We start from the raw sequence: 15,927 nt of genomic DNA, 5'->3' as shown, positions 1-15,927 counted from the left end.
GATCCAGAGCGGGTCATGGAGAAGATGGGCACGGTGAGGTGAACCATGGCGCACCCCGATCTGGAGGAGTTGGTCGCAAGATTCCGGGAGGCCCGGCGGGAGGCCGAGGCCGACATGAGCAACCCGGAGCAGCTGAAGTTGCACAGGGAACTAGCCGAGGCCTGCCCCGCGTTCACCCAGAATCTCCTCTTCCTGGCCTGGCGGCTGTTGAGCTCCGAGGGGCCCGAGCGGGCTCTCGAAGACCGGCTTGCTGAAATCCAACGTCTGTTGGAAATGGCCGTCCTGGGCTCGTACCGGAGTGCTCCCGCAGTCGTAGAACTCGGCTACTTCCTGGACACCTACCGTAACGCTCCTCATGAGGCCGCAAGACTTTATGAGGAGGCCAGCGCCAGGGCCTTGGAGACGGTCAGGGATTCCTGGCGGGGATTGATTCGATACTGGAACGACGAGCGTACCAAGGAGACCCTGGAGAAGGCGCTGAAGCTCGGTGCGCTGGCGGAGAAGCTGTTCCCGGACTACACGCCCCTCATGCTCGAGGTTCTCACGACGAGGGAGTATGCGACCCTCGATGGGCTCATCTCGTCGTAGTTCAACTGATTCCCCCTCGCTTTCGGTGTCTCAGTGCGCGGGAAGTTCCGGCTCCTGCATCTCGACCGCAGGTGCCTGCCGTTCGGGTTTCCTCGGCTCCTCCCGCAGCACCGGCAGCGGGAACTTCAGCGGCTTTCCGTCCGACGCGTGCGTATGGCCCGTTACCTCCGCGGCGCCCATGCCCTGGCGCTGTGGCTGGAAGGTGGCCTGTGGATCGCTCGCCGACATCTTGCCCGCGCGGAACACGGCGAAGCGCGTCGCAATTGCTCCTGCCGTGCCGAGCAGCGCTCCCGCAACCTTCATCCACCGGGCCCGACCCGGCCACACGCCCAGCGCGAGCGACGCCGCGGTGCACGCCTTGGCCACCTTCCACAGTGTCCCCGAGGGTCCGTGCTTCAGCGGTCGCTCCAGCACCTCCAGGCGCGAGGCCTCGTGCTGTACCGCGACCCCCGCCAGCAGCTCGCCCACCTTGCCCAGGGTGCCGAACAGGTGAGCCACCTTCTCGTCGCGGCGGAAGTGCGGCAGCAGCTCCAAAAGGCTCCCCGCGCCCGCCATGGCTGAGGACATGAACAGCAGTGGCAGCGTCTTGCGCGTGGCCTGCCAGAAGGGCACCGCTGTGTTGGCGAGCAGCACCGCAGTGTACCCGGAGAGCGGCAGCCCCAGCAGGCCAGCCCCGATGGCTGCTCCTTCCCCCGCGCGGCCCAGCCAGCCGCGCCGGCCCGAGAACAGTAGCGATGCTGTGTTCATCGCCCCCGAGCCCACCAGCACCCACGAGCCCACGCTCATGGGCGACGTAGGGCGGAACACTCGCAGCATGTGCAGGAAGCGCTCGGGCCGCCCCAGATCGTGGATGAGCAGTCCCGAGCCCACTACATCCCCCACCATGCCCACCCACCGGCACCGTCGCCCCAGCCCCTCCAACCTCTTCCCGCCAACCGCATCCGCTGCCGCGCCCAGCACGCTTGCCGCGCCCGCCACTCCGCCGACGTAGAAGTACAGCGGGATGCTCCAAATCCAGACGGGCTCCTTGATGGCGGGCTGCCCGTAGTAGCTCGGCGACTCCCCGGCTACTCCCGATTGCGAAGGCCGCGTCCTCAGCAGCTCCCGAGAGGGATTGGCCTCCTCCAACTCCTTCACCCGCTGCTGCGCGCCCTCGCCGGACAGCGTTCCCAGCCGCGGGTTGATGTTGCGCCCGTCCCGCCGCTTCTCCAGGTCCTCGGGCCGGATGTCACCCACGCGCCACCTCCCGTCCGAACAGCACCGCTCCGAGCGCCACCACCGCCATGCCCAGCGCTCCCCAGCCCATCGCCGCCCAGGCGTCCCGGCCCTTCATCGTCGGCACCACCGGATCCGGCGGCAGGTTGTAGACCTCGGGCCTGTCCACGAGCAGGAAGAAGGCATTCAGCCCGCCCGTTCCCGGCTGGTTCTCCGCGTCCGCGCCGTACAGGTACGCCTGCTCCAATCCCTTGTCATGGAGCTGCTCCACCCGGCGCACAGCCCGCTCGCGCAACTCGTCCACGTCGCCGAACTGAATGGAGGCGGTGGGGCACGCCTTGGCGCAGGCGGGCGTCATGTCCTCGCCCAGCCGGTCGTAGCAGAGGGTGCACTTCCACGCGCGTCCGTCGTCCTCGCGCCGGTCGATGACTCCGAAGGGACACGCCGCCACGCAATAGCCGCAGCCGTTGCACACGTCCGGCTGCACGTACACGGTGTCGAACTCGGTGCGAATGATGGCTCCGGTGGGGCACGCCTCCAGGCACCCAGCTCGCTGACAGTGCTTGCACACGTCCGAGCTCATCAACCAGGAGAAGTCCAGCGTGCCCGTCGTCTGCGTGGGGAGTGGCACCGGCCGCTCGATGAAGGCCACGTGCCGCCAGGTGGCGGACCCGAGGTGTCCCGTGTTGTCGTACGACATGCCCGTGAGCCGGAAGCCATCATCCGGAAGCTGGTTCCACTGCTTGCAGGCCACCTCACACGCCTTGCAGCCGATGCACAGCGTGGTGTCGGTGAAGAAGCCCTTCTGTCCCATGGGGCATTACTCCTTGTCCTGCGACGGTTGCTCGTGCGGGCCGATGCCCTCATGGTCCCTCGGTACCTCCTCGACGCCCGGTGGTAGCGGCAACGGTTCCCAGCCCAGGGCCGCGCGCCGGTGCTGGCTGCGCTTGCCGGGCAGGAGGTTGCACGTGAGCGCCTTGGACTCCTGGATGGAGACGTTCGGGTCCGCCGTGAAGCCCAGCAAGTCATTGGCACTCTCTCCCCGAGCGCGTCCCGTGTAGCCCCAGTGGTAGGGCAGGCCCACCTGGTGCACCTGCTTGCCATCCAGTTGCAGCGGACGGATGCGCTCCGTTACCAGCACCCGGCACTCCAGCTCGCCGCGCGCCGTGTACACCGTGCACCAGCCACCGTTCTCCAGCTCGGCCTCGGCGGCGAGCTCCGGAGACACTTCAACGAACATCTCCGGCTGCAGCTCGCTCAGCCAGGACAACCAGCGCGACATGCCGCCCGCGGTGTGGTGCTCGGTGAGCCGGTACGTGGTGAGCACGTACGGGTAGCGCGGATCTTCCCATGCCCGGTGATAGGGATTGTCCCTGCGCCTCCACTCATGGCGGGCCGGGTTGCACTGCTGCCCGTAGAGGAAGTTTTGGACGGGTGACTCCAGCGGCTCGTAGTGCGTGGGCAGTGGACCGTCCATCATCCCGCTCGGCGCGAAGAGCCAGCCCTTCCCGTCCGCCTGCATCATGAACGGGTCATCCCCGGAGATGACATCCAGCCCCTGGTCTCTCTTGTCGGCGCGGTACGAGGGCGGACGGTCCACGATGAAGTCGGGCACGTCTGCACCCGTCCATTTGCCCTGCTGGGCGTCCCACCAGACGTACTTCTTGCGCTCGCTCCACGGGCGGCCCTCGAGGTCCGCCGAGGCTCGGTTGTAGAGGAGCCGCCGGTTGGCGGGCCACGACCAGGCCCATTCGGAGGCCACCCACGTCTGCTCGCGGCCCGGCTTGCGGCGTGCCGTCTGGTTCACCCCGTCCGCGTAGCAGCCTGAATAAATCCAACAGCCGCACGCGGTGGAGCCGTCGTCCTTCAGCTCCGTGAAGCCAGACACCAGTTTGCCATCGGCCACGGTGCAACCGTTGATCTCCTTCAGCACGGCCTCGGCGTCGGGCTCCTCGCGCAGGCCCTTGGTGGGGTAGTCCCAGGTGAGGGCCTGGATGGGACGGTCCTTCTCCTCCTTCGAGTCCGCGTAGAGCTTCTTGAGCCGGCGCCCGATCTCGAGAATGAAATGCAAATCACTTCGCGCCTCGCCGGGCGACTCCACGGCCTTGTGGTGCCATTGCAGCAGGCGCTGGGTGTTGGTGAAGGAGCCGGCCTTCTCGGTATGCGCGGCGCAGGGGAAGAAGAAGACCTCGGTTCGAATCTCCTGGGCGTGCACGTCGCCGCAGAGCACCTCGGGGGCGGTGCGCCAGAACTCGGCCGTCTCGGTGAGGGTGAAGTCGCTCACCACCAGCCAGTCGAGCTTTCGCAAGGCCTTGCGCTGCAGGGCACCGTTCATCGAGCCCACGGCGGGGTTCTCGCCCAGGACGAAGTAGCCCTTCACCTTGCCATCGGCCATGTTGGCCACGGTCGTCATGTGCGAGTGGTCGCCGGTGAGCTTCGGTATCCAGTGGAAGCCCCAGTCGTTCTTCTTCCTGGCGGCGTCGCCGTAATACGCCTTGAGCAGCGAGACGACGTACTTGGGGAATTCGCTCCACCAGCCGCTGGCCGACTCGTTGTTGTGGAGGTACTGCTCGAAGCGCTGCGCGTTGGGCGCATGCGGCATGGGGATGTAGCCGGGCAGCAGGTTGTAGAGCGTGGGGATGTCGGTAGAGCCCTGGATGGAGGCGTGGCCGCGCAGGGCCATGATGCCGCCGCCGGGCCGGCCGATGTTGCCGAGCAGCAGCTGGATGATGGCGGCGGTGCGGATGTACTGCACGCCCACCGAGTGCTGCGTCCAGCCCACCGCGTAGCAGAAGGCGCTGGTGCGCTCGCGCCCCGAGTTGTCGCAGAGCGTCTGGGCCACCTTCAGGAAGAGCCCTTGGGGCACGCCGCAGATGCGCGAGACGACGTCCGGGGTGTAGCGCGCGAAGTGACGCTTGAGCACCTGGAAGACACAGCGCGGGTGCTGGAGCGTCTTGTCCCGAGGCACCTCGGTGATGTGCTTGCCGCGCACCTTGCCTCGGCCACCGGCACCCGGCTCGCTGAAGACTTCCTTGTGACCTGCGGCGGGCACCACGCCGTCCATGTTCTCGTACTGCCAGGTATGCGGGCTGTACTCGCCCGTCTCCGGGTCGTAGCCGCTGAAGAGGCCATCGAGCTCCTCGGTGTCCTGGAAGTCCGTGCGCAGGATGGCGGGCGCGTTGGTGTAGTGGACGACGTACTCGTGGAAGTAGCGCTCGTTCTCCAGGATGTAGTGAACGAGCCCTCCGAGGAACGCGATGTCCGAGCCCGGGCGGATGGGCACGTGGACATCCGCCATGGCACTGGTGCGAGTGAAGCGGGGGTCCACGTGGATGACGGTGGCGCCGCGCTCACGGGCCTCCATCACCCATTGGAAGCCCACCGGGTGGCACTCGGCCATGTTGCTGCCTTGAATGATGATGCAGTCCGCGTTCGCCAGGTCCTGCTGGAACGAGGTGGCACCGCCTCGGCCGAACGAGATGCCCAGACCGGGCACCGTGGACGAGTGTCATATTCGAGCCTGGTTCTCCACCTGGACGATGCCGAGCCCGCCGGTGAAGAGCTTCTTGATGAGGTAGTTCTCCTCGTTGTCGAGCGTGGCGCCGCCGAGGTGGGCGATGCCCAGGGTGCGGTTGAGTGTCTCGCCCTGGTCGTTGTGTGACTCCCAGGTGGAGTCGCGCGCCTGCTTCACGCGCTCGGCGACCATGTCCAGGGCCTTGTGCAGGGGTATGCGCTCCCACTGCATGGCGCCGGGACGCCGGTAGAGGACAGTGTCGAGTCGGTGGCTGCCGGTGACGAGCTGGAAGGTGGCGGCGCCCTTGGGGCAGAGCCGGCCGCGGGAGATGGGCGAGTCCTCATCGCCCTCGATGTCGAGGAGCCTGCCGTCCTTCACATACACGCGTTGGCCGCAGCCCACGGCGCAGTAGGGGCAGATGGACTGGACGACCTTGTCGGCCCGGGCGGTGCGCGGCTCGAGCTGCCGGCTGCGCTCGGACATGGCCGTGTCGCCGAGGGCGGTGGAGTCCTTCTCCTGGAGCTGACGGATGAACGGCCAGCGAGTGAACAGGTCGAAGAGTCCCAAGGACTGCCTCCCGGTATGACGCAACCCGGAGGGCAAGGTGGGGACGCCGGGGCCGGGAAGGGAGCGGCCCTCGAGGGCAGGGACGGGAGGCACCGCTGGACGGGAGGCACCGCTGGACGGGCTGGCCTCCCGGCAACCGGGCATGCTCGGACCCGCCGGCGCCGCCCGCGGGCCACGCGCCTCAGGAAGGCTCGCCCGCTTCCGCTTGTGCCACGGAGTCGGGCATCGGCTGCCCCACCTCGCGGCACAGGGCCTCCACCTTCTTCAGCTCCTGCCGCAGCGCCTTCTGGTGGTTGCGGCTCTTCACCAGCGACTCCCGCCCCACCAGTTGGAAGGCTTCATCCCGCCCCACCTGCCGCACCGCCTCGGCCAGCACGAAGCCCCGCAGGCTCTCGGCCAGATCGATGTCGAGCGGGGCCTGCCGGCGCCGTGCCTCCTGGACGAAGGCCCGCGCCGCCTGGCCCATCGCCTCCACCAGCGGCGCGCCTTGCTGCTTCCCCTCGTAGGTCAGCGCCTCCCGCACGTGGGCCTCGCTCAGCGCCAGCTCCTGGCTGGTGCCCCCCTGCTCCACCATGGCCAGCGTGTAGGCGCGACGGACGATGTTGTCGAGATGCCGCAGGTTGCCGGGCCACGTTCCCTGCTCCAGCAGCCGCTCGGCCTCCGGGGACAGGTGGGCCATGCCCTCGGGACTCGTCTCCCGGTGGCGGCGCGTCAGCATGTAGCGCGCCCAGGGGCCAATCTCATCCCGGCGCTCCTCCAGCGGCGGGAGCCGGACGGGCAGGACGTTGATGCGGTAGTACAGGTCCTCCCGGAAGGTGCCCCGGCGCACCGACTCGAGCAGGTTCGCATTGGTGCCGATGATGAAGCGCACGTTGGCCCGCTGCTCGCCCCCGGTGTCGCCGAGCGCGCGCCAGGTGCGCTCCTCCAGCACGCGCAGCAGCCCCGCCTGGGCCTTGAGGGACAGCTTGTCGAGCTCATCGATGAACAGCGTGCCTTCCTCGGCCCGCGCCAGGCTGCCGGGGTTGTCCCGCACCGCGCCCGTGAAGGCGCCCCTGCGCCAGCCGAAGAGCTCCGCCATCTGCAGCTCCTCGGGAACCATCATCAGGTCCAGGCTCTCGAAGCGGCCCTTCCGGCGCGGGGAACGCTCGTGGCACCAGCGGGCCAGGCGGGACTTGCCCGCTCCGGTAGGGCCACTCAGCAGGAGGGTCTCCTCTTGCTGGGCGAAGACGCGCAGCACCGACACCCGGCTGGCCGTGGACGCGCCAATCACTGGCAGATACTCGTCCGTCTCCGGCATGGCGCCCGGGCGTGGCGGCAGGCCCGTGAGGTAGGGCGCCGCCAGGTCCACCGCGAGCTGCATCCCCGGCCCCATCTGCCGCCAGATGAACTCCTGGCCGAGCGCCTCCATGCAGCTCGCCTCCAGGGCGATCATCCCGTCGATGCGCCCGCCGGGCATGCGCAGCGGGAGGACGCAGACGTGCGTGGCCTGGCGGTTGAGCAGCCGCCGCTGGCTCTCCCAGGTGAAGGAGGCGGCCGCCGGGAGCGGCGCGGCCATCCGCCGGGGATTCTCCTGGTGGGGCATCAGTGTGCCCAGGCCCACATCGACGGAGACAGCGCAGCCGTGCTCCACCACCGCGCGCCAGGCGGAGGCGGAGGCCAGCAGCGCCACCTGGGGCCCATCGGCCGGCGGGAGCGCCTCGTCCTCGGGCGACGTGTGCTCCATCGCCTCGTACTCCAGCGCCACCAGCCGCTGGTAGGCTTCCGCCGGCCGCAGGTGCACCACCCCTCGTAGCATCCGCCCTCGCCGGCCGTGGGGGCTGGCCTCCAGCGCTTGTCCGGCTACTCGCAGCAGCGTGCGTAACGTCGAGAGAGCCGCCTGCTCGAAGTACCTCGCGGCATGCAGGGCCACGGCGAGGGAGGAGAGTTCCTCGGTCATTACACCCCCATGGGGCGGCACTGTGCCTTCCGCGCGCTCCGCCGTCCAGGCACTAGCGGACGGGCGGTCTCCTGCCCGTCCAGGGAGACGCCCCCCGTTGCCGGTGGGGAGCACCGCGTCGCCGCTGGAGGCGGGCCGTACTTCGGTTCGAGGGGCGAGGGGCGGGTGCTCTAGACTTCGCGCCATGGACAGCTCCGCCCTCCGCCAGCCCCCCGCGCCGCTGGCTTCCTCTCTGCCCGCGGGCACGGTCCTCGCGGGCCGATTCACCCTTGGGGAGCTCGCGGGCCGCGGGGGGATGGGCAGCGTCTATCGCGCCACGGACTCGCACTCCGGCCAGGAGGTGGCTCTCAAGCTGTTGCACCTGTCCGCCAGCGCCGACTCCCCGCGGCGTTTCACCCGCGAGGCTTCCCTGCTGGCGGAGCTGCGTCACCCCGGCATCGTCTCCTATGTGGCCCACGGCCACACCGAGCATGGACAGCTCTTCCTCGCCATGGAGTGGCTGGAGGGCGAGGACCTGGCCCGGCGGCTCGCGCGCCAGCCGTTGTCGCTCGCGGAGACGCTGACGCTGGTGCGCCATGCCGCCCGGGCGCTCGCGGTGGCCCACCAGCACGGCATCATCCACCGCGATCTCAAGCCCTCCAACCTCTTCCTGCGCCACGGCCGCGTCGAGGACGTGGTGCTGCTGGACTTCGGACTGGCCCGCCATGTGGTGCGCTCCTCCGACATGACGGACAGTCAGGTGGTGCTCGGCACTCCGGGGTACATGGCGCCCGAGCTGGTGTCGGGCCAGTCCCAGCTCACCCCCGGCGCCGACATCTTCTCCCTGGGGTGTGTTCTCTATGAGTGCCTCACGGGCCAGCCACCCTTCCGCGCCCCGCACCTGGTGGCCGCGCTGGCCAAGATTCTCTTCACCGAGCCAACACCGCTGAGGGAGCTGCGCCCCGAGCTGCCCGCCTCCCTCCAGGAGTTGTTGGAGCGCATGCTGGCCAAGGCGCCCGCGCGCCGGCTGCCGGAGATTCCCCGCCTGCTGGAGGCGCTGGAGGAGTTGTGCTCCGGCCTGGAGATGGGGACTGGCGGCGCCGCGCCCCCGGGCGTCCCCCTGCTCTCCCTGGCCGAGGCAGAACAGCAGCTCGTCACCGTGCTGCTGGCCTCCCCTCGCGCCACGGACGGGCACGCCCCCGGCGAGCCGGGCTCACGCCAGGCGCTGCGCGACTCCCTGCGCACCCTGCTGGCCCCCCAGGGCGCCCGGGTGGAGCTGCTGGCCGACGGTGCCCTGGTGCTCACCCTCGGGGCCACCCTCGGCTCGGCCACCGATCCCGCCGCCCTCGCCGCCCGCTGCGCCCTCACCCTGCTGGAGCGCTGGCCCGGAGCCGTCGTGGTGCTCACCACCGGCCGTGGCACCCGGGACCCGCATCTGCCCGGGGGCGAGGCCATGGACCGGGCGGGCCAGTTGCTGCGCCAGATGGAGCAGCTCCTCACGGCTGGCGTGCCCGCCCCCACTCCCGTGCTGCTGGATGAGGCGACAGCGGGGCTGCTCGGCCCCGGCTTCCAGCTCACCCGGCCCCAACCCGGTCTCTTCCTGCTGCATGGCGAGCTGTCGGGCGCCGACGAGTCCCGCCCCCTGTTGGGCAGGCCCACTCCCTGCGTGGGCCGTGAGCACGAGCTGGCCCTGCTCGAGATGGCCTTCTCGAACTGTGTCAAGGAATCCACCGCGCGGGCGGTGCTGGTGACGGCCCCGGCCGGCATGGGCAAGTCCCGGTTGCGGCACGAGTTCCTCCGCCGCCTGGAGCTCCATGTTCCGCCCGTGCGGGTGCTGCTCGGCCGGGGAGACCCCATGAGCGCGGGCTCGGCGGATGGTCTACTCGGACAGGCCCTGCGCCGGCTGTGCGGTATCTCGGGCGGCGAGCCGCTCGAGGAGCGGCGGGCCCGGTTGTCCCAACACCTGTCCCGGCACCTGCCCGAGGCGCGGGCCCGGGAGGAGGTGGAATTCCTCGGGGAGTTGTGCGGCATTCCCTTCGCTGACGAGCACCACCCGCGGCTGCGCGCCGCGCGGGGAGATCCGCGGCTGATGAGCGCCCAGGTGGGCCGGGCGCTGGTGGCCTTCCTGGCGGCCGAGTGCGCGCACCACCCGGTGCTGCTGGTGCTGGAGGACCTGCACTGGGGAGACCTGCTCAGCATCAAGTTGGTGGACGACGCCCTGCGCGAGCTCGCCGAGCATCCCTTCATGGTGCTGGCCCTGGCCAGGCCCGAGGTCGAGCAGTTGCTGCCCGGCTCCTGGACGCAGCGCATGCAGGAGGTGCCCCTGCGGGGGCTGAGCCGCAAGGCCGGCGCGCGGCTGGTGCGCGAGGTGCTGGGAGCGCAGGTGCCGGACTCCCTCGTCGACAGGCTCGTGGAGCAGGCCGCGGGCAACGCCCTCTTCCTGGAGGAGCTCATCCGCGCGGTGGTGGAGGGCCGGGGGGAGGCACCGCCCGAGTCGGTGCTGGCCATGTTGCAGGCGCGCCTGGTGCGGCTGGAGCCCGAGGCCCGCCAGGTGCTGTTGGCCGCCAGCCTCTTCGGCCGCACCTTCTGGGCGGGCGGGGTCCGGACGCTGCTGGGCGGGGCACTTCCGGGCGAGGCGCTGGAGCACCAGCTCCGCAAGCTGGTGGAGCTGGAGTGGGTGGAGTTCCGGCCGGGCAGCCGCTTCCCGGCGGAGGACGAGTACCGCTTCCGCCATGAGTTGGTGCGGGATGCGGCCCATGGGCTGGTTCCCGACGAGCTCAAGCCCACCGGCCACCGGGGGGTCGCGGACTGGCTGGAGCGGGTGGGGGAGCGCGACGCGCGGGTGCTCGCCGAGCACTCCCGGCTCGGTCAACAGCCGGAGCGCGCCATCCACTACTACACCCGGGCCGCCGAGCAGCTCTTCGAGCACCACGACATGCAGGGCATGAAGCGATGCCTGGAAGCGGCCCTGGCGCTCGGTCCCCAGGGAGAGCCGCTGGTGCACCTGCACGCGCTCCAGGCCACCGCGGCCTTCTGGATGGATGATTTCGTGACCATGGAGGAGCTGGGGAGCGCCGTGCTGCCCCTGCTGAAGCCGGGGACTTCCCTGTGGTGCAATCTGATCAGCGGCCTGAGCATGGGCTGCAGCCATGAAGCGCAGAAGGACACCCTGCACTCTCTGTGCGGGCGGCTGCTGGAGGCCGAGCCGGAGCCGGAGGCCCGGGCCGCCTACGCCCTGTCGCTCTGCTTCGCGGGCAGCATGGCCTGGTACCTGGGCTCGCTCCGGGACGCCGACGCCTGCTTCGAGCGGTTGGAGCGCACGGGGCGTGACGTCCTCGAGCAGAACGGCCTCGTGCTCGGCTGGCGGAATACCTTGTACAGCTTCCGGTCCCTCTACCTGACGGATGGGCCCTGGCGGGCGCTGACCTGGGCCGGGCTCGCCGAGCGGGCCTTCCGCGAGATAGAGGCGGAGCGCGACGAGGGAGCGCCCCTCGGTTGGGGAGCGCAGGCGCAGGTGGCCCTGGGAGACCCGCGCGGAGCCCAGGAGCGGGTGCGCCGCGCCCTGCGCCAGGCCCAGCGGTTGGGGCATCTCTTTTCCATCGCCCACGCCCGGCTGAATCTGATGGTGGTGCTGGCGGCCAGCCCCGAGCCGGCCCATCAGCGGGAAGCCCAGGCCCTGGCGCTCGAGTGTGTGGAGGCCCAGGGCTCCAACCGGTTGCACCGCGGCTCCGCGCTGCTGGTGCTGGCGCGGGTGATGGCGGGGGAAGGAGACCTGCCGGGAGCCGAGGCCCGGGCGCGCGAGGCCTGCGAGGCGTTGGCGCCATTCACCCCCTTCGTGCCCCTGGCGCGCTGGAGTCTGGGGGCCCTGCTGCTGGCCCGGGGGGACGCGGCCGGGGCCCGCCAGTCGGTGGAGCTCGGGCTGCTCGAGACCGACGCGATGGGCCCGGGTGGACTGGCCCGGGTGGGCCTGCTCCAGGTGCTGGCCGAGGCCTGCTTCGCCAGCGGAGATACCGCCGCTGGCGAGCAGGCCCTGCGCCGCGCCCTGCGGTGCCTGCGCGAGCGCGCCGGGGACATTCCAGACACGGAGAGCCGCGAGCGCTTCCTGCGTCAGGTGCCCGAGAACGCGCGCACCCTGGAGCTGGCCCGCCAGCGTTGGGGTGACGCCGAAGTGCCATAGCTCCCCGTCGTGGCGGGAGTTGTCGCCGCCCCAGCTCCAGAGCGAGGACTGCCGCGGTACCTCTCCCCTCCTGGCGAGCCTGTCGGCTTGCAGGAGGGGAGGAACTACGAATTCACCACGACCGGCTCATCAGAAGTTGGGCACCTGGGTCAGGATGTTGGTCGTGGCCGCTCCCGGGACGTCGTACCCAAGCGCGTCGTAACCTTCAAAGCCACAGGACCAGAGTTTTCCATCGCTGGCCATGCCCACGGAGAACTCATACCCCGCGCCCACGTAGCTCATGTTCACCAGGACAGACGGGGGGGTCGGCACCGTGTACATGGAGTTCGACCATCCGCCACCGCTTCCAGAGCAGATTTGCCCGTAGGTATGAGAGCCCCAGGCGAAGAACTTCCCATTGGAGACGGCCAGACTGGTGTACTTGCCAGCGTCGATCTGCGTCACGCCGGCGAAGTTGGGGACCAGGACCGGAGTCATATACGGGGTTGAACTCGAGGAGCCCAGCCCGAGCTGTCCGGAACCGTTGTTTCCCCAGGCCATGACGGCGCCATTCGAGAACAGGGCCAGGCTGTGATCCTCGCCCATCGCGACATCCACCGGCACGACATTGTCGGTGGAATCGTTGGGAGTAGGATCCGGGTACGAGATCCTCACCGCCCTGCATCGCTCGGTATTCGTCCCATCCCCGAGCCTGCCATTGGCGTTCTGGCCCCAGGCCCACAGGGAGCCATCGGAGCCCACCGCCAGGGCGGAGAGGGGACCGGCCGCGATGGCCACCACGCCGGTCAGGTAGGGCATTGCCGGATCCGTCGTCGTCACCCGCACCGGAACCGCCGAGGGGTTGTACGACGGCCCGATTCCGAGCTGACAGCTGCCATTGTGACCCCAGGCCCACACATCACCGTTGGATTCCACGCCCACGGAGAAGTTGTATCCCCCCGCCATGGCCACCACATTGGTGAGGGTCTGCACCTGCACCGGAATCGAGTCGACTCCGACGGTTCCGATGCCCATCTGCCCCCCATCGTTGCGTCCCCAGGCCCACAGGGTACCGTCGGACCGCAGGGCCATGGCGTGATCGGCTCCTGCGGCGACACCCACGAACGTGCCCGTCAGGCCCTGCACCTGCATGGGGGTGGCACGATTGGTGGTCGTGCCATCCCCGAGCTGATGGTTCCCGTTGCGTCCCCAGGCCCACACGGCACCGTCTTTCAGCGCGAGGCCGAAGTTGTACCCCGTGGCCAGCTTGGGAAGCGCGCTCGAGCGCAGGGTCTGACCCACCTGGACCTGTGCATTCTCGTTACCCGCGACCGTGTCACCGCAAGCAGCCACCAGTAGCGAACCCACGGACACCGCTGCCAACACCTTCATCGACACAATCCCCTTGTACATGGAACTCCCGTTGACGTGACGTCCGTTATTCACGTCGATCTCTGTATGTGATGAATCCGTTCACGAGGACCGGTCCGGGCCCGTTGCGAATCGGGTAGGGGCCAGAGGTCCTCGGGTTCGTGCCTCAGCAATCCACGTACCAGCGCGGCGCTCCGAGCGGAGCCAGAGGGGAACTCGCTCGCATGAACCGCCCGACGAGCACCGAGCCCCGCGATGCTGCGTGTTGGGAACACGCAGCCGCGTGGGCCCACTACGCGGGTCGGGCCCTGACGGGCGGCAACCGGTCAATCCACGGCGAGGCCCACCGCGCCGTCCGAGACGGGCAGGCCGCCCACCTCGCCGAGGGGCGTCAGGTGACCGGAGTCCGGGTCTATCCGGAACGCATCGAGCGCGCCCCTGCCAGCGTTCACCGTATAGAGGAAGCGCCCGTCGCGGCTGACGGAGAGGTCCACGGGGGCCGAGCCCGGAGGCAGGCGGGCGCTGACGCCGCCGTCATCCAGCAGGCGCAGATGCCCGTCCTCGTCGATACGATAGCCGCTGATGGTGGCGCTGGCGTTGTTGGTTGCATACGCATAGCGGCCCTGGCCATCCACGGCGATCCAGCACGTCGCCGTCTGGGCGTTGTCCACCGAGGCATCGAGCACTTCCAGCCGCCCATCCGGCCGGAGCTTGTAAGAGGTGACAGCGCCCGAGTTGGGTGTGCCGACGCCGTGGCTGCCGAACAGCTCGGCGACGAGCAGGTGCCCGTGTGTGTCGAAAGAGAAGCTAAAGGGCCGGGTGCCCACGGACTTCGTGGTCACCGGCCGCGCGCCTGGCAGCCCGTCCACGCCGATGGTGAAGACATGGATGTCATTGGAGCCCTTCACCGTGACGAGGAGCTTGTCGCCGGCCGGGCTGAACCCCACCTGTGCGGGCGAGACGAGGAACGAGGGCGGATTGGTCCCACCGGCGTGCAGCGAGCGCGTCGAGCCGTTCAGGTGGGTCAGCCGCCCCGCCTCGCCGACGGTGAAGCCGGTGATGTTGCCGTCGCCGCCGGAGTTGAGGACGTAGAGCAGGTTGCCGTGAAGCGTCAGGCTGACCGGGAACTCGCCTCCTGACGGAACCTTGTCCCGGAGCACGAGCCCGCTCGAGGTGACCTCCAGGCTCGAAACCTCATCGCTGCCCGCGTTGACGGCGAAGAGCCAGCGCCCGTCCTCACTCAACAGGAGCGAGCCCTGGGAGCCCAGTGCGTCCACCGGGCTGGTGAGCTCCCCACCGCTTCCCCGTCCTCCCGTGGAGACTCTCGCATTGAGCCGGGGGATGTCGTCCCCGGACTGCGTGTAGATGAGGATCTGATTGCCATCCGCCGCGTTCGTCATCGCATACATGACCGGATTCCCTTCCCTGCCCGCTACACCGGCAGCTCGCTTCCCACCGAGGCCTCATTCGCCACGCCCAGGGAGGCATGGGTCTGAACGAGCCTCCACTCGCCCTCCTCCTGGTGGAAGACGCAGGTGAGCCGCATCGGGAGGTCGCCATCTGGTGTCTGGAGCCTGGGTTGGTCCGCGACCCAGCCGACAGAGCCCTCCTGCCAGGCCTGCGGGTCTCCCGCGACGAGCGGGACCCTGCCGCCCAGCGCCTGGAACTGCGCCTTCCAGGCCTGGAGGATGCGGTCCGAGCCCATCCACCACTCGTGTGGATCCGTCCCGATGTTGAGCGATCCCGCCTCTCGCGAGAAGAGCCGCTCGATGAAGCCGGTATCGCCGCGCGCGTAGGCCTCGCACAGCCGGATGTGCAGGTCCCGGAGCTCCCTGGACTCCCTCATGACTGTTCCCCCGTGTGTTGCTCAGGAAGAGGGTAACGGGGAGGGCCGTACGGCCGCAGTCACTGGGGGGGGGCGGGGAAGCAGGGGTTCCGGGCGGGGCTCGTCCGCCCGCACGTGCTGGTGGGCCATGCACGCGGAGCTGGGGCGGGCGGCTCAGCCGAGGACGCCGACGCGCTCGCTCAGGGACAGGGCCTCGCCCTTGGTGGTGTAGCCCGAGTACCAGGAGGTGTCCTTGGTGCCGCTCTTGTCCCTCTGGAGGTGGATGTCCGAGTCCGGGTTGCCGGGCGAGCTGGCCTTGCCGATGTTGCATCGGTCACAGGTCTTGTCGACCGAGGCCGCCGACGGGTTGAAGTGCATCACGCGGAACGTGAAGCCGTCGGCGAAGGTGTGCCGCACCTCGTTCTTCGGGATGGAGAGGTTCGTGTAGCAGATGGTGTTGGGGGTGTTGATGACCACGTTCCACGCCAGCGAGCCAACCACTGCCGTGGTGACGTTGGTCGTACCGCAAGTGCCGCCGTCGATGTCCACGGCGCCGTGGAACGCGCCGCTCGAGGAGTACGTGGTGGCCGTCACCGTGCCAGCCAGAGGCGCCTCGACGTCGCGAGCGGCGGGAGCGGGGGCGGGGACGAGTGCGGCCAGCGCGGCGAGCGCGCCCAGGGTCTTCAGCGTTCGTGGCATGGGGAATTCCGCGGGAAACCGGCCGGGAAGCGGAGCCGGGTGGATCCGCTCCCTGGCCGAGGTCAGGCTTCAACTCG

10 protein-coding genes are annotated in these 15,927 nt (G+C 69.5%); 2 read left to right on the top strand and 8 right to left on the bottom strand.

All coding sequences use genetic code 11. From position 1 onward, the window contains the following. Positions 1–45 precede the first annotated feature (45 nt). The gene (locus OV287_RS53070) at positions 46–588 is read left to right on the top strand and encodes a hypothetical protein (RefSeq protein WP_506344829.1); all 543 of its coding nucleotides are present in this window, start codon (positions 46–48) and stop codon (positions 586–588) included. Positions 589–618: 30 nt separating this feature from the next. On the opposite strand, the gene nrfD is transcribed toward OV287_RS53070, so the two are convergent. From nrfD to OV287_RS53050, 4 genes are all read right to left on the bottom strand, one after another. Beyond that, positions 619–1,824, bottom strand: coding sequence for an NrfD/PsrC family molybdoenzyme membrane anchor subunit (gene nrfD / locus OV287_RS53065; protein ID WP_267541738.1), 1,206 nt, complete (start codon positions 1,822–1,824; stop codon positions 619–621). After that, positions 1,817–2,617, bottom strand: coding sequence for a 4Fe-4S dicluster domain-containing protein (locus tag OV287_RS53060; RefSeq protein WP_267541737.1), 801 nt, complete (start codon positions 2,615–2,617; stop codon positions 1,817–1,819). Before OV287_RS53060 ends, nrfD begins: the two co-directional genes overlap by 8 nt. Before the next feature lie 6 nt (positions 2,618–2,623). Then, complete coding sequence (gene fdh / locus OV287_RS53055) at positions 2,624–5,884, bottom strand: formate dehydrogenase (protein WP_373371894.1); 3,261 nt, start codon at positions 5,882–5,884, stop codon at positions 2,624–2,626. A 181-nt stretch (positions 5,885–6,065) separates the two neighbouring features. After that, a complete protein-coding gene (locus tag OV287_RS53050; protein WP_267541736.1) occupies positions 6,066–7,820 on the bottom strand; it encodes a sigma-54-dependent transcriptional regulator in 1,755 nt (584 codons plus the stop codon). 184 nt (positions 7,821–8,004) lie between these two features. On the opposite strand from OV287_RS53050, the gene OV287_RS53045 reads away from it, so the two are divergent. After that, the gene (locus OV287_RS53045) at positions 8,005–11,976 is read left to right on the top strand and encodes a serine/threonine-protein kinase (protein WP_267541735.1); all 3,972 of its coding nucleotides are present in this window, start codon (positions 8,005–8,007) and stop codon (positions 11,974–11,976) included. Between the two features lie 129 nt (positions 11,977–12,105). Here OV287_RS53045 and OV287_RS53040 read toward each other — a convergent pair whose 3' ends face one another. The 4 genes from OV287_RS53040 to OV287_RS53025 form a co-directional block, all read right to left on the bottom strand. Further along, complete coding sequence (locus OV287_RS53040) at positions 12,106–13,401, bottom strand: RCC1 domain-containing protein (RefSeq protein ID WP_267541734.1); 1,296 nt, start codon at positions 13,399–13,401, stop codon at positions 12,106–12,108. 251 nt (positions 13,402–13,652) lie between these two features. Beyond that, on the bottom strand, positions 13,653–14,735 hold the full coding sequence (locus tag OV287_RS53035) for a lactonase family protein (RefSeq protein ID WP_267541733.1): 1,083 nt from the start codon (positions 14,733–14,735) through the stop codon (positions 13,653–13,655). 23 nt (positions 14,736–14,758) lie between these two features. Then, on the bottom strand, positions 14,759–15,172 hold the full coding sequence (locus OV287_RS53030) for a nuclear transport factor 2 family protein (RefSeq protein ID WP_267541732.1): 414 nt from the start codon (positions 15,170–15,172) through the stop codon (positions 14,759–14,761). A 153-nt stretch (positions 15,173–15,325) separates the two neighbouring features. Then, on the bottom strand, positions 15,326–15,850 hold the full coding sequence (locus OV287_RS53025; RefSeq protein ID WP_267541731.1) for a hypothetical protein: 525 nt from the start codon (positions 15,848–15,850) through the stop codon (positions 15,326–15,328). Positions 15,851–15,927 lie beyond the last annotated feature (77 nt).

Source organism: Archangium lansingense (genome assembly GCF_026626635.1).
GTDB lineage: Bacteria > Myxococcota > Myxococcia > Myxococcales > Myxococcaceae > Archangium > Archangium lansingense.
The sequence above is the reverse complement of the archived record's forward strand: the minus strand, read 5'-3'. Positions and strand labels throughout refer to the sequence as shown.

What these genes read in the sequence shown, in the direction of transcription:
- OV287_RS53070 (WP_506344829.1), top strand. Translation starts at nt 46, where the DNA reads ATGGCGCACCCCGATCTGGAGGAGTTGGTCGCAAGATTCCGGGAGGCC.
- OV287_RS53060 (WP_267541737.1), bottom strand. Translation starts at nt 2,617, where the DNA reads ATGGGACAGAAGGGCTTCTTCACCGACACCACGCTGTGCATCGGCTGC.
- OV287_RS53050 (WP_267541736.1), bottom strand. Translation starts at nt 7,820, where the DNA reads ATGACCGAGGAACTCTCCTCCCTCGCCGTGGCCCTGCATGCCGCGAGG.
- OV287_RS53045 (WP_267541735.1), top strand. Translation starts at nt 8,005, where the DNA reads ATGGACAGCTCCGCCCTCCGCCAGCCCCCCGCGCCGCTGGCTTCCTCT.
- OV287_RS53035 (WP_267541733.1), bottom strand. Translation starts at nt 14,735, where the DNA reads ATGTATGCGATGACGAACGCGGCGGATGGCAATCAGATCCTCATCTAC.
- OV287_RS53030 (WP_267541732.1), bottom strand. Translation starts at nt 15,172, where the DNA reads ATGAGGGAGTCCAGGGAGCTCCGGGACCTGCACATCCGGCTGTGCGAG.
- OV287_RS53025 (WP_267541731.1), bottom strand. Translation starts at nt 15,850, where the DNA reads ATGCCACGAACGCTGAAGACCCTGGGCGCGCTCGCCGCGCTGGCCGCA.